This is a genomic window from Roseibium sp., from assembly GCF_965233565.1.
Classification (GTDB): domain Bacteria; phylum Pseudomonadota; class Alphaproteobacteria; order Rhizobiales; family Stappiaceae; genus Roseibium.
The window spans coordinates 4,639,546-4,651,712 of record NZ_OZ247494.1 but is presented as its reverse complement, the minus strand read 5'-3'; the positions used below and the strand labels follow the sequence as shown (position 1 = coordinate 4,651,712).

The window sequence follows — 12,167 nt, the reverse complement described above, 5'->3', positions numbered from 1 at the left end:
TTATGCGAATTTCCAAGGGGGCTGGTATGCAGGCAGCCGGACAGACATCCCATTGCGTTCCGCAGGGGGCCGAAGAGAACGCAAAACCAGATGAACCCGATTGGGTTCGTCGAGGACCTGGCCACTCCAAAAGCCGGACCTCCCGACCGCGGCCGGCGAAGGCGGGCGGCAATTCCAGCGACAATCAGGACATCACCGACGAGCTCGTTCAGGCCGCACTTGTGTCGGCGCTGCAAAGCCGGGAGTTCCAGTCGGCTCCGCAGCTGCGTGCCTTTCTGGGATTTGTCGTGCGTGCCACCCTGGATCGAGAGCAGGAAAAGGTGAAAGGCTATACGATTGCGGTCGAAGCGCTCGGGCGGCCTGAAGACTTCAACCCCGTTACCGATCCGATTGTCCGCGTGGAGGCGGCGCGCCTCCGGCGAAGGCTGGAAAAATACTATACCGGCTCCGGTGCCGATGACCCGGTGCGCATCCTCATTCCCAAAGGCAGTTATGCGCCGGAGTTCTGTTCCGCTCCTTTGCTGAAGGAGACAGAAAAACCGTCTGCTGGAGTCCTGACCTTTCAGGAAGGCGGAAAGACGTTCACGTCGGCAACCGACGACCTCCTGGAGGACGCAGCCACCGCTTCTGGCGCTTCGACCGCGGAGGCTCAGGAGGCAGGCACGCGAATGGGGTTGTCCGGCGGCAAGACCGGACCGGTCCCGTCTCGCCTGGAAGGTGCGGGGCCCCTCCCCCCAGAGGCCAATGGCTCACAGAACCCCGCTCAAACCAGCTGGCGCTCCGTTCCACTCGTGCCATCGTTGCTTTTCGGCGGAACCTGTTTCCTGGCCGGGTACTTTCTCGCGCTTCTATTGGCGCCCTGAGCCTAGGAGCTTTTCCGGCTAATTCGCGCTTATCCTCGCCTACTTGTGCAATTTGCACTGGCTGACAACGCTTTGTTTACCCTGTTCGGCGAATTATCAAACTGACGAATCTTTCGGTATTCGAAAGACCCAGATCGCAGAATGGGAGTTGCCCAGCAATGGGGAGTAACGAAGGCAAAGAGTTGCCTGCAATTGTACGCGTGTTGGACGCATCGGCATCCGAAGCCGCCCGAACATCCGCGGTATGTGCAAAACTGTCCGCCGCCTGTACGGATCCAATACTTTATACCGACTCTACTTCCTGCCTCCAGGACCTGGCCGACAAGTCAACCGACATTCTCATCATAGATCTGGAAACAATCGGCGGCGAAGAGGCCCTTGAAGCCTATGCAGTGCGCTGCCCGAAATCCGTCATCATCGCCGTCTCGGCAAAAGGTTCTGTCTCCCGTGCCGTCAGTGCCATGCGCTCCGGAGCGCATGACTTTCTGACCAAACCATTTTCTCTGGATGCGCTCGCATCCAAAATCATGTTCCAGCTCCAGCAAAGACGTCCTTCGGTGACAACGCCTGAGCCGGTGGTTTCCAGTGTTGCGGCTGCGGCAGCGCCGATGACCAAAGAGGCAATGGCACCGCAGCGACTTCTCTCCGCCAAGGAGCCCGAAAACGACAACAGACTGATCGGTGTTTCGGCTCAAATGCGCGACGTCCATGATCAGATTGCGCGCATGGCGCCGTCCCAGGCCCCGGTGTTCATCACTGGCGAATCCGGGACAGGCAAGGAACTTTGTGCCAACGCCGTTCACAACCTGTCGGATCGGTGCGACAACCGTTTCGTCACACTGAACTGCGCAGCAATACCGCGCGATCTCATCGAAAGCGAGATTTTCGGCTATGTGCGCGGTGCGTTCACTGGCGCGACCGACAACCGCGCCGGCGCAGCCGAACAGGCCGATGGCGGCACGCTGTTTCTCGACGAAATTGGCGAAATGGATCTGTTGCTGCAGAGCAAGCTGCTGCGTTTCCTGCAAACCGGCACGTTCCAGCGACTTGGCGACACCAGCAGCCGCAAGGTCGATGCGCGCATCATCTGTGCTACCAACCGGAATCCGGTCTCGGAAATCTCCGCGGGGCGGTTCCGCGAGGACCTTTATTACCGCCTCCATGTGCTGCCTATTCATCTACCGCCCTTGCGCGAACGGCGGGATGATATCTTACCGCTCGCCGAAGCATTCCTGCTGCGCTATTCCAGCGAAGAACGGCGCGGGTTCAAAGGTTTCGATGCGGATGCCGAGGCAAGGATTGTCGCCTATGCCTGGCCCGGAAACGTCCGTCAGCTGGAAAACACGATCCGGCAGATCGTGGTCATGAATGACGGGGCCGCCGTTACCTATGACATGCTGCCCATGGTGATCCGCGACCTGAGTGCACGCCCGAATGCCATCATCGATCTTTCCCGGGAACGCCCGCGCTCGGCGCCGCCGAGCCGCCCCTTCGGTGCGATCGAACCGCTCTGGGCTCAGGAAAGACGGATCATTGAGGACGCTCTCGACGCCTTTGACGGCAACATCGCCATGGCGGCCGCCGCATTGGAGATCAGCCCCTCGACGATCTACCGCAAGCGACAGGCCTGGTCTGAGCGGCTGATGCACGGCGCGTAAGTTGTACCTGCCGGTGCCCGAATAGAGGGTCCATTAACCCCAATCTGGTTTTCCTTTTTTCCGGATAAACAAACAACACTTGTCTGCACCGATGTTTACCGCATCGCACACATTGTCTTGTTTATTGGGAAAAGTCGGTCTATATCGGCAAAATCGCTGAAAACGACAAGATTTAAAGGCGTGCGGGGAAAAGAAAATGGTGGCTGTTAGACATGCTTCGAAGCAGATCGTTTCTGCTGTTCTGGTTGCTGGAGGCTTGATCGCCGGTTCGGCAACTGCGTTTGCCCAATCGGACACTGTTCAACCTTCCGAAGCCTTCCAGGAAGCCCTGGCAGCCTTTGACCGGGCCTGGACAGCCTCCGGCCTGGCATTCACCGAGGTCACGTTTACCGAGGGTGCGGCCACCGGCTACGGTCAGTATATCCCGCGCGGGAATACTGTCTTCAACGACAAGGAAGCCCTCACCGTCTATGCCGAACCGGTCGGTTACGCTTTCAGCCAGGATGGCAGCACCTATTCGTACGAACTTACTGCCAGTTTCAAGTTGCTGAACCTGTCCGGCCAGGTCCTGGCCGAGCAGGAAAACTTCGCGACGTTCGCCGGATCCGGCAGAACCAAGAAGCGCGAACTCTCCGCAGCATTGACTTTCCAGTTCAGCGGCCTTCCCGTCGGCGAATACAAGCTTGAGACCCGGTTCGAAGACGAAATCGGCGGCAATCAATCGAGCTTTACCTTGCCATTTTCGGTCAACGGCACCAATTGAGTGCTGCAGTGGCCCGGTTCACTTGACCGGGCGGCCATCTGGCGCCTCGGCATAAAGGCGGACCAGGATTAAATTCTCGTCACAAAGCATTGACAAGACGGGCCCAGCTCCATAAATCCAGAGCGCTGTTAGCACTCGCCTCTAGGGAGTGCTAATTTGCTGCGAAGGGTCTGTCCCTTTCGTACCCAATCAACCTCGTAATCATGTCTCGCGCGCTGCCAATTGCGTGGGGCGCGCTCATGAAGGGAAACAGTCTTATGGCATTTCGTCCACTGCACGACCGTGTCGTAGTTCGCCGCGTAGACTCTGAAGAGAAAACCGCTGGCGGCATCATCATTCCGGACACCGCTAAGGAAAAGCCGCAGGAAGGCGAGATCATCGCTGTCGGCACCGGTGCCCGCAAGGACAACGGCGAAATCGTTGCTCTCGATGTCAAGGCAGGCGACCGCGTCCTGTTCGGCAAATGGTCCGGCACCGAAGTCAAGATCGACGGTGAAGACCTCCTGATCATGAAGGAATCCGACATCATGGGCGTGATCGCTTAATCAGCGAACCGCTTCTGATCTCAACTCCATTCCAAATTTAGGTGAGACGATCTCATGTCTGCTAAAGAAGTAAAATTCTCCTCCGACGCCCGTGAGCGTATGCTCAAAGGTGTCGACACCCTGGCAAACGCCGTCAAAGTGACCCTCGGCCCGAAAGGCCGTAACGTTGTCCTCGACAAGGCCTTCGGCGCTCCGCGCATCACCAAGGACGGTGTCTCCGTTGCCAAGGAAATCGAACTGGAAGACAAGTTCGAAAACATGGGCGCCCAGATGGTGCGCGAAGTGGCTTCCAAGACCAACGACATCGCTGGCGACGGCACGACCACCGCAACCGTTCTGGCCCAGGCCATCGTCAAGGAAGGCGCCAAGGCTGTTGCTGCCGGCATGAACCCGATGGATCTGAAGCGCGGCGTTGATCTTGCTGCTGCTGAAGCTGTCAAGGCTCTGACTGCCTCCTCCAAGACCATCACCACTTCTGAAGAAGTTGCACAGGTCGGCACCATCTCCGCCAACGGCGACAGCCAGGTTGGTGAAGACATTGCCGAAGCCATGCAGAAGGTCGGCAACGAAGGTGTCATCACCGTCGAGGAAGCCAAGTCCCTGGAAACCGAGCTGGAAGTCGTTGAAGGCATGCAGTTCGACCGCGGCTACCTGTCCCCGTACTTCGTCACCAATGCCGACAAGATGCTGGCCGACCTGGAAAAGCCTTACATCCTGCTGCACGAGAAGAAGCTCTCCAACCTGCAGGCCATGCTGCCGATCCTGGAAGCTGTCGTTCAGTCTTCCCGTCCGCTGCTCATCATCGCTGAAGATGTTGAAGGCGAAGCTCTGGCAACCCTCGTTGTCAACAAGCTGCGCGGCGGCCTGAAAATTGCTGCTGTCAAGGCTCCGGGCTTCGGCGACCGCCGCAAGGCCATGCTGGAAGACATTGCCATCCTGACCGGCGGCACCGTCATTTCCGAAGACCTCGGCATCAAGCTGGAAAACGTTTCCCTCGACATGCTCGGCACTGCTGAAAAAGTCGCGATCACCAAGGAAACCACCACCATCGTTGATGGCGCTGGCTCCAAGGAAGACATCGACGGTCGCGTTGGCCAGATCAAGGCCCAGATCGAAGAAACCACTTCCGACTACGACCGTGAGAAGCTCCAGGAGCGTCTTGCCAAACTCGCAGGCGGCGTTGCCGTGATCCGCGTTGGCGGTGCGACCGAAATCGAAGTGAAAGAGAAAAAAGACCGCGTTGACGATGCTCTGAACGCAACCCGCGCTGCCGTTGAAGAAGGCATCGTCCCGGGTGGCGGCACCGCTCTGCTGCGTGCGAAGAAGGCTGTTGAGGCTCTGGCCAACGACAACGCCGACATCGCTGCCGGCATCAAGATCGTCCTGCGTGCTCTGGAAGCTCCGATCCGTCAGATCGCTGAAAACGCTGGTGTCGAAGGCTCCATCGTTGTTGGCAAGATCCAGGAAAACGGCGACGACACCTTCGGTTTCAACGCTCAGACCGAAGAATTCGTCAACATGATCGAAGCCGGCATCATCGACCCGACCAAGGTTGTGCGCACGGCTCTGCAGGACGCAGCTTCCGTTGCCGGCCTCTTGATCACCACCGAAGCCATGGTTGCCGAGCTGCCGAAGAAAGACGCTGCTCCGGCCATGCCGGGTGGCGACATGGGCGGCATGGGCGGCATGGGCTTCTAAGAAGCCTGACGCTTGTGAATTCCGGAAAGGGCGGCTCTCGAGCCGCCCTTTTTGCATCTAGCGCCGCCCCTGCTTTTCTGCTTGTACTGCCTTGCGACACCGGGGGCGGCATCGGTTGCCAGAAAGCCTGCCCCAGCCAGACGCAATTTCAGACCAGCAACGCCAGACAAAGGCAGACCAGAATTGTGGCTCCAGGCAGAACGTATGAACGGGGCCAGATTTTCATAGCCATGTTCCAGACCGTCAACGTCGCTATCCAATAGAGGTTCATGACGCCACCGGCAAAGAGCAGCAACATCACTGGTCCCGTAGACAAGATGCAGTCGCGGCCATAATCAAGACCGGAGACGCTGCCTGATACACTTTCATCAGACCGTCTCAAGGCGAATTGCCGCCAGATCTGCGAGGCAGCAGCACAGATAATCAGGACCAGCGTCAAGCCTTTGCTGACACTCCACAAGTGCATGGTGTCCAGCCAGCCTGCTTGTTCGAACCCGAACTGAGCTACGGCTGCGACAAGGGACGCGATGCTCCAGACAGCGGCATATTGGGTGACGAAGCTGACCGAAACGGACGCATTGCTCCTGCCGCAAGCTTGTTGAGCCAGCAAGCCGGGCAGCATCATGGCCATCATCATCGCCCACCACATGACGGCAATATGCGTCGCATGTGCCAGGTCCCAGGCGCGTGCCATAGGCATCCGCATCTGCCCTTCAACGGGTGGGAACCTGGGAGAGCTCATCTCCCAGATACTCATGCTCATTCCTGCCCCTTGCAAAACAAACAGCCAGCAAACGCACAACGCTGCCCCGATCAGGAGAGGTCCGCCCGACTGCCGGCTCCGTGCAAGGTCAATACGCGTCATGATACTGCAGCCACGCCATCGGATTGCCGCCGGCCGGTTCGTTTCGCCCTCTCGGCGTCAGGTCGATATAGGCATAGGCGGCATTTGTTGCATCCAGACCGCGCCCATACATTGAGTAGGTGTGGTAGACAGAGCCATCCTCTCCTCTGGCAAAAACGGATGTGCCATGCATCTCGTCCATCGGCGCATCGGCCATCGTCCCGAAATTGTAGCTGCGACCCCGTTCAGGAGGCCTGTCCGCGCCAAAGCCGACATCAAAGTCGTGGTTGAAACTGGACCCCTGTGACGAGACCCAGTCGAACTTCCAGCCAAGGCGATCCTTGAAGGGCAGAAGACGAGACAAAGGTGCGGAAGAGATGGCGACGAAGGCGATGTCACGTGCTTCCAGATGGGGCGCCAGTCCATTGTAGCTGTCCGCCCAGAAGGAGCAGCTCTTGCACGGATTGTCCCAGTCCGCTCCGAACATGAAGTGATACACGATCAGTTGGGATCTGCCACCGAACAAGTCCGCAAGCGACCTGACGCCATTCGGTGTGTCGAAGCGATACTCCGCTTCGACCCTGACCCAGGGCATCCGGCGTCTTGCTTCGGCGAGAGCATCCTTCTCCCGGGTATGTTGTTTTTCTCGCGCCAGAAGATCCTTGCGCGCGCGCAGCCACTCGTCCCGGCTGACGATCATTGGTGAGGTCATCTTAACTTTCCCTGTTTTGATCAGGCGGCAACCGTTTGCTCGTTCCAGTGCTCGGGCATGGTCGCGGCAATTTCCGGCATGCTGTTGAGCCGATCTTTCCACTCGGCCGTCTTCGGATAGCGGTCAGGCGGAAACCCGAAACCGACCGTTGCCATCAGCGCGTTCCTGGTCATAACGGCACGCTGAACCAGGCGGATTTCCGGAAAGGCAATCGCGTCAGCGGCCGTCGGCCGATCTCCCGCCAGAAACAGCCGCTCATCCTTCAGCAGTTCTTCAAGATAGGCGCATTCGGCATGCAACAGCTGCGCAGCGGCCTCGAGCCTCTTCCTGTCTTCACTTTCCGGTGGCGGAACCGAACCATCGGAGGAAAACACCTGGCTCAAGAGCGCATGATTGGCGGCCCGCAGGTAGTCCGCACATTCCATCGAGATCTGCCAGATGCACGCCGCTTCATCAGGGGTCTCCCCGAAGAGAGGCGCCAGCGGGTGTACACGGTCCAGCCAGGCGAGTATCGCAATGGAGTCTCGAAGCCTCGTTTCGCCAGCGACAAGCACAGGAACAGTTGACCTTGGGTTCAAGGCCACAAAGTCCGGTTTGTGGTGATCCTTGTCTGAAACACTCAGTGTTCGGATCTCAGCGTCGAGCCCTTTGAAGGCCAAACCCAGACGGACTCGCCAGCTGCGCGGAGCACCGCTGAATTGGTAGAGGACAGGTTTCATATCAATCTCCCGGTTGCAGTCAGGGAAAGGATATGAACTAAGTATATTTTCACAAGTAGGCAGTATTTTCTGCTATAGTACTAAAAACCATACTAATGGACCACAAATCTGATGACACTAACTGGACCAGAATTGGCTTCAACTGAACAAGTCTCTGAAGAACAAGACCTTTGTCCGATGCCGGATATTGCAAAGCTGATCGGTGGCAAATGGAAGCTGATCGTTCTTCAAATTCTGATTTTTCGTGGCACCAAACGTTTCAACGAACTCAAACGGATGATCGATGGTGTCACACAGACCATGTTGACAAGCCAGTTGCGTGCTCTGGAGGCAGATGGTCTCGTGGAGCGTAAGGTCTATGCAGAAGTGCCTCCCCGGGTGGAATACAGCGCAACTTCACGTGCAATGGCGCTGACCAAGATGTTTCACGCGATGCATGAATGGTGGGAGGCCAGAGACGACAAAGGCAGCTGAAATCCCGGCTGTCGAAACGTCCTTTTCATCCAACAGTCGGTACCCAGCCGAGCCAATTGAGTGAAGGGTCCAGATACTGTCTTGCCCGTTACATAACCTTTTACGTCGTGTAGGCTCCTACTCATTTCAGCGCTGGCCTACCTGCTGCTCAACTTAGGGCAAGCCACGCAAACCCGAGGCCAAGAAAGAGGCAAAGGGGGGCGTAGTATCGCCTGTCCAGGGTCACAAACGGTTCTTCGGCTTCCATCTTCTGAAAATAACCAGTGTAGCTGAGCGTGCCCCGCGCCAGAAAGATGAAGGCCAGTCCGCCGAGCACAATCGAGGGCGCGGCCTCAAGCACACTGGCTGGTAGAGAAACAGAGATCGGGAAGTCCAGAAGACCCGTGAAGTAAAGCGGCAGCCCCCCTGCCACGGCGATCAGAACCGATACGACGAGTGTCAAAGCCGCACCCGGCATTTTCTGAAGGTCTTTAACCCCGACCACCATTCGCGCAAGAGCCGCCTCGTTCCGCGCAGGCCAAAGGCCACCCATGGCCCAATAGGCGTGAACAGCTGCCACACAGAACAGAACGGCAAACAACACCACGGCGATGACTTCCGACATGGGATCCACTCCTCGAAAAAACATACGGTAGCGTATGGCGATATCGTTGCGCAGGTCAATACGCTACCGTATGGTTGCGGCATTATGCGCAAACCCAGATCCACATTGACATCGACAGACTGGATACAGGCAGCATTCCGCGCCCTTGCCGCAGATGGTCCCAACGCCATTCGGGCAGAGGCAATTGCCAGAGATCTCAAGGTGAGCAAGGGCTCGTTCTACTGGCATTTCAAGGATGTACCGGCCCTGAAACAGCAGATGCTGACCCATTGGCAGGACAAGGCGACAGAGGCCATCATTTCCTATGTCGAGGCAGCAAGCGGACCGCCCCGGGAGAAGCTGAAACGCCTGGTCGCAGTTTCGACCGGCACCGACACGTCTGCCTATGGCGGCGTGCAGGTCGAAGCCGCCATTCGCGACTGGGCCAGATATGACGAGGCTGCGCGCGCGGTGCTGAAATCGGTCGATCAGAGACGGATCGCCTATGTTGAGGGTCTCTTTTCGGACTGCGGATATGAACCGCCCGATTGCCGGTCAAACGCGCTTGCCCTTTATGGTGGCCTGATCGGACTGGAAGCATTGAGTGTCCATTCACCGTTAGACCGCCATGCCGAACTGGCCAAACTGCTAAAGGCACTGCTGGCGCCTGAGTGAACAACGGTTGAGGCCCTGGATCAGCGGTCCCGCCGGCCTTGTTCTGCAAACCGCCAGGCAGCCATACACCTAGCCTTGCAGCCCTTGGCTGCTTGCGGTTTAGTTCCCCCATGGGATCGATCACCTCACTTTTTGTGCGCAAGATTGTTGCGGCAGCAGGAGCGACTGTCGATGGCAAGGCCCTGCTTGCCTCGGTGGGGCTTGATGCAGAGGCTGGCGCCGACCCCACGCAGATGGTTACCGATACCGCCTATTACGACCTGATCGAACGCATCGCCACGGAGCAGGACATCACCGAGCTGCCGCTGGTGACGGGGGCTTCTATGCGCTGCGACGACTATGGCGCGCTTGGCCTCGCCTTCAAGGCGGCAACGACGCTCCATGGATCCTTCTCGCGGGTGGAGCGCTATGCCCGTCTTTGGACCAGCGTTGTCGAGTATGAACTGAAACCCGAGGGCGATTTTGTCTGGTTTTTCCTTCACCGGACCGGAACGCGCCGGCTTGGACTTCGGATTTCCAATGAAGCCACGATGGCAAGTGCGACCGCGATCGCCCGGGAGGTCTCTCCTGACGGCGTGTTTCACCCGCTCGAAGTCCACCTGCAACACGCAGCCCCGGCGTCGATCCTCGGGCATGAGCGCTATTTCGGTTGTCCGGTACGCTTTGGATCCGACAGGGACGCTCTTCTTCTGTCAAAGAAGGCCTTATCGCGTGACAACAGGCTGGGCGACGAAGGCATCACACGGTTTTTGCTGGACCATCTCGATCAGGAGCTGGCCTCCATTGCAGACACCAAATCCCTCGCACGGCGCACACGGGATGTCATTGCCCGCGCGTTGAGTGAGGGCGTGCCGAAAATGGAGGATGTTGCCCGGCGCCTCGGTGTCAGCGTGCGTTCGCTGCACCGGCACCTTGCCGAAGACGGCCTGAGCTTTCAGAGCCTTGCCGAAGAAACCCGCAGGGACCTGGCCGTGGCGCTTTTGAAACAGGAACACTATTCGATTGCCGAAATCGCCTTCCTGACCGGCTTTTCCGAACAAAGCGCCTTCACCCGTGCTTTCAAGCGCTGGCTGGGCGAAACACCCGCAAATTTCCGCAAGACCGGCTGAGCGAATTGACGCTTGGCCGCCGCGGTCAAAAGCGTGGCAGTTGCGGTCAATACGAAAACCGCCCTTGCCGCTATCCCTTGAGCATCACACAGCCAAGGGAGACAACAGATGTCCACTCAGCCCATTCTTGTTATCGGTTCCACCGGCAAAACCGGCTCACGGGTCGCAGCCAGGCTTGAACAACGCGGCGAAGCCGTCCGGCATGGATCGCGCCGCGCACCGATCCCGTTCGATTGGGACACACCCGACACCTGGTCGGCGTCTCTTGAGGGTGTCCGGTCTGCCTACATAACCTACTTTCCGGATCTCGCTTTTCCCGGCGCGGTCGATAAGGTCGAGGCCCTCAGCCAGGTTGCCAGGGAAGCGGGTGTGGAGCGTCTCGTTCTATTGTCAGGGCGCGGCGAACACCACGCAAGGCTCGGAGAGGAGGCTGTGCGGGCTTCCGGTGTCGATTTCACGCTGGTCCGGGCGTCCTGGTTTGCCCAGAATTTCAGCGAAGGCTATCTGCGCGATCCAATGCTGAACGGGGTCCTGCCTATGCCTGGTGGCGACGTGGCCGAGCCGATCGTGGATGTCGATGACATTGCCGATGTTGCGGTCGCCGCCCTGACGGAAGACCGGCACTCTGGTGAGCTCTACGAAGTCACGGGGCCCCGTCTGCTGACGTTTGCGGAGATGGCTGCAATTCTGTCGGACGCCTCAGGCCGAGCTGTGCAGCATGTCTCCATTTCCTTCGAAGAATTTCACAAGGGCCTGGCGGACAGCGCCGGCGCGTTCATTGCCGATGTCTTTACCGGCATTGCCCGCGAAACGCTCGATGGCCGCAATGCCAGCCTCTGCGATGGTGTTGAGCGCGCCATTGGACGCCCGCCGCGCGACTTCGCCGAATTTGCACGCAATGCCGCGCGCGCAGGCGCGTGGTCTGACGCCGCCTGACCTCCTTCCAAAGGATAGAGTTCATGTCCCACTGGCTCATTCTTCTCGTCCAGTTCTCCATCGTCGCCTACGCACTCGTAGGTGGCGTCTTCCTGGCCTTCTCGGATTTCATCATGCGATCGCTGGCCCTGACATCCGGGGAAGGTGGCATCGAGGCGATGCAATCCATCAACCGGCAAGTGTTCCGATGGGTGTTCATGACGCTTTTTCTGGGCATGGCGCCCGTCTCGCTCGTCCTCGCCGGCATCGCCTGGGCCAACCTGAACACACCGGGTGCCAGTCTCCTGCTCGTTTCAGGCGTGCTCTATCTGGCTGGTTGCCTCGCTGTCACGATCATCTGCAACGTGCCCATGAACGAACGTCTTGCGGCACTCAAGGCCTCCGACAAAGACGCGTGCACATACTGGACCGGCACCTATCTGCCACGCTGGACATTCTGGAACACGGTGCGCACCTTCGCCTGCATCCTGGCAGCAGGCCTGCAGACAGCGGGCCTTGTCACCCTGGTGACGACCTGAGCGATCCGTCTCAACCTGGACGGCGTGGTCACATCGACCAAATGTGACCGCCCTGCCCGCAACTGCCGTG

14 protein-coding genes are annotated in these 12,167 nt (G+C 58.5%); 10 read left to right on the top strand and 4 right to left on the bottom strand.

Annotated elements, in window-relative coordinates; all coding sequences use genetic code 11:
• Positions 1-26 precede the first annotated feature (26 nt).
• The 5 genes from ACO6TG_RS21240 to groL all read left to right on the top strand — a co-directional run bounded on the left by ACO6TG_RS21240 (position 27) and on the right by groL (position 5,527).
• Positions 27-863, top strand: coding sequence for a hypothetical protein (locus tag ACO6TG_RS21240; RefSeq protein WP_422375029.1), 837 nt, complete (start codon positions 27-29; stop codon positions 861-863).
• A 158-nt stretch (positions 864-1,021) separates the two neighbouring features.
• Entirely contained in the window at positions 1,022-2,521 is a 1,500-nt protein-coding gene (locus tag ACO6TG_RS21235) for a sigma-54-dependent transcriptional regulator (RefSeq protein WP_422375028.1), read from the top strand.
• A gap of 196 nt (positions 2,522-2,717) precedes the next feature.
• Complete coding sequence (locus tag ACO6TG_RS21230; protein ID WP_422375027.1) at positions 2,718-3,284, top strand: hypothetical protein; 567 nt, start codon at positions 2,718-2,720, stop codon at positions 3,282-3,284.
• Positions 3,285-3,541: 257 nt separating this feature from the next.
• The gene (gene groES, locus ACO6TG_RS21225; protein ID WP_094074079.1) at positions 3,542-3,829 is read left to right on the top strand and encodes a co-chaperone GroES; all 288 of its coding nucleotides are present in this window, start codon (positions 3,542-3,544) and stop codon (positions 3,827-3,829) included.
• Positions 3,830-3,883: 54 nt separating this feature from the next.
• Positions 3,884-5,527: a chaperonin GroEL gene (groL, locus tag ACO6TG_RS21220; RefSeq protein ID WP_422375026.1), complete on the top strand. Its 1,644-nt coding sequence runs from the start codon at positions 3,884-3,886 to the stop codon at positions 5,525-5,527.
• A 148-nt stretch (positions 5,528-5,675) separates the two neighbouring features.
• On the opposite strand, the gene ACO6TG_RS21215 is transcribed toward groL, so the two are convergent.
• The 3 genes from ACO6TG_RS21215 to ACO6TG_RS21205 are packed head-to-tail and all read right to left on the bottom strand — an operon-like array spanning position 5,676 to position 7,802.
• Entirely contained in the window at positions 5,676-6,392 is a 717-nt protein-coding gene (locus ACO6TG_RS21215) for a DUF2182 domain-containing protein (protein WP_422375025.1), read from the bottom strand.
• On the bottom strand, positions 6,379-7,083 hold the full coding sequence (locus ACO6TG_RS21210) for a DUF899 domain-containing protein (RefSeq protein ID WP_422375024.1): 705 nt from the start codon (positions 7,081-7,083) through the stop codon (positions 6,379-6,381). The genes ACO6TG_RS21215 and ACO6TG_RS21210 overlap by 14 nt, the downstream gene beginning before the upstream one ends.
• A gap of 20 nt (positions 7,084-7,103) precedes the next feature.
• Positions 7,104-7,802, bottom strand: a complete 699-nt coding sequence (locus tag ACO6TG_RS21205) for a glutathione S-transferase family protein (protein WP_422375023.1) — start codon at positions 7,800-7,802, stop codon at positions 7,104-7,106.
• Between the two features lie 111 nt (positions 7,803-7,913).
• Here ACO6TG_RS21205 and ACO6TG_RS21200 point away from each other — a divergent pair, with 111 nt between their 5' ends.
• Entirely contained in the window at positions 7,914-8,276 is a 363-nt protein-coding gene (locus ACO6TG_RS21200; protein WP_422375022.1) for a winged helix-turn-helix transcriptional regulator, read from the top strand.
• A 148-nt stretch (positions 8,277-8,424) separates the two neighbouring features.
• Here the strand turns inward: ACO6TG_RS21200 and ACO6TG_RS21195 are convergent, their stop codons facing one another.
• Positions 8,425-8,880 carry a DUF3995 domain-containing protein gene (locus ACO6TG_RS21195; protein WP_422375021.1) on the bottom strand — a complete coding sequence of 152 codons (456 nt, stop codon included), beginning with the start codon at positions 8,878-8,880 and terminating at the stop codon, positions 8,425-8,427.
• An 84-nt stretch (positions 8,881-8,964) separates the two neighbouring features.
• Between ACO6TG_RS21195 and ACO6TG_RS21190 the strand changes: the two genes are divergently transcribed.
• The 4 genes from ACO6TG_RS21190 (at position 8,965) to ACO6TG_RS21175 (ending at position 12,097) form a co-directional block, all read left to right on the top strand.
• The gene (locus ACO6TG_RS21190) at positions 8,965-9,534 is read left to right on the top strand and encodes a TetR/AcrR family transcriptional regulator (RefSeq protein WP_422375020.1); all 570 of its coding nucleotides are present in this window, start codon (positions 8,965-8,967) and stop codon (positions 9,532-9,534) included.
• A 110-nt stretch (positions 9,535-9,644) separates the two neighbouring features.
• Positions 9,645-10,643 (top strand): AraC family transcriptional regulator, encoded by a 999-nt coding sequence (locus tag ACO6TG_RS21185; RefSeq protein WP_422375019.1) that lies wholly within the window; start codon positions 9,645-9,647, stop codon positions 10,641-10,643.
• A gap of 108 nt (positions 10,644-10,751) precedes the next feature.
• Positions 10,752-11,579, top strand: a complete 828-nt coding sequence (locus tag ACO6TG_RS21180; protein ID WP_422375018.1) for an NmrA family NAD(P)-binding protein — start codon at positions 10,752-10,754, stop codon at positions 11,577-11,579.
• A 23-nt stretch (positions 11,580-11,602) separates the two neighbouring features.
• Complete coding sequence (locus ACO6TG_RS21175; protein WP_422375017.1) at positions 11,603-12,097, top strand: DUF1772 domain-containing protein; 495 nt, start codon at positions 11,603-11,605, stop codon at positions 12,095-12,097.
• Positions 12,098-12,167: the final 70 nt, after the last annotated feature.

What these genes read in the sequence shown, in the direction of transcription:
- ACO6TG_RS21240 (WP_422375029.1), top strand. Translation starts at nt 27, where the DNA reads ATGCAGGCAGCCGGACAGACATCCCATTGCGTTCCGCAGGGGGCCGAA.
- ACO6TG_RS21235 (WP_422375028.1), top strand. Translation starts at nt 1,022, where the DNA reads ATGGGGAGTAACGAAGGCAAAGAGTTGCCTGCAATTGTACGCGTGTTG.
- ACO6TG_RS21230 (WP_422375027.1), top strand. Translation starts at nt 2,718, where the DNA reads ATGGTGGCTGTTAGACATGCTTCGAAGCAGATCGTTTCTGCTGTTCTG.
- groES (WP_094074079.1), top strand. Translation starts at nt 3,542, where the DNA reads ATGGCATTTCGTCCACTGCACGACCGTGTCGTAGTTCGCCGCGTAGAC.
- groL (WP_422375026.1), top strand. Translation starts at nt 3,884, where the DNA reads ATGTCTGCTAAAGAAGTAAAATTCTCCTCCGACGCCCGTGAGCGTATG.
- ACO6TG_RS21215 (WP_422375025.1), bottom strand. Translation starts at nt 6,392, where the DNA reads ATGACGCGTATTGACCTTGCACGGAGCCGGCAGTCGGGCGGACCTCTC.
- ACO6TG_RS21210 (WP_422375024.1), bottom strand. Translation starts at nt 7,083, where the DNA reads ATGACCTCACCAATGATCGTCAGCCGGGACGAGTGGCTGCGCGCGCGC.
- ACO6TG_RS21205 (WP_422375023.1), bottom strand. Translation starts at nt 7,802, where the DNA reads ATGAAACCTGTCCTCTACCAATTCAGCGGTGCTCCGCGCAGCTGGCGA.
- ACO6TG_RS21200 (WP_422375022.1), top strand. Translation starts at nt 7,914, where the DNA reads ATGACACTAACTGGACCAGAATTGGCTTCAACTGAACAAGTCTCTGAA.
- ACO6TG_RS21195 (WP_422375021.1), bottom strand. Translation starts at nt 8,880, where the DNA reads ATGTCGGAAGTCATCGCCGTGGTGTTGTTTGCCGTTCTGTTCTGTGTG.
- ACO6TG_RS21190 (WP_422375020.1), top strand. Translation starts at nt 8,965, where the DNA reads ATGCGCAAACCCAGATCCACATTGACATCGACAGACTGGATACAGGCA.
- ACO6TG_RS21185 (WP_422375019.1), top strand. Translation starts at nt 9,645, where the DNA reads ATGGGATCGATCACCTCACTTTTTGTGCGCAAGATTGTTGCGGCAGCA.
- ACO6TG_RS21180 (WP_422375018.1), top strand. Translation starts at nt 10,752, where the DNA reads ATGTCCACTCAGCCCATTCTTGTTATCGGTTCCACCGGCAAAACCGGC.
- ACO6TG_RS21175 (WP_422375017.1), top strand. Translation starts at nt 11,603, where the DNA reads ATGTCCCACTGGCTCATTCTTCTCGTCCAGTTCTCCATCGTCGCCTAC.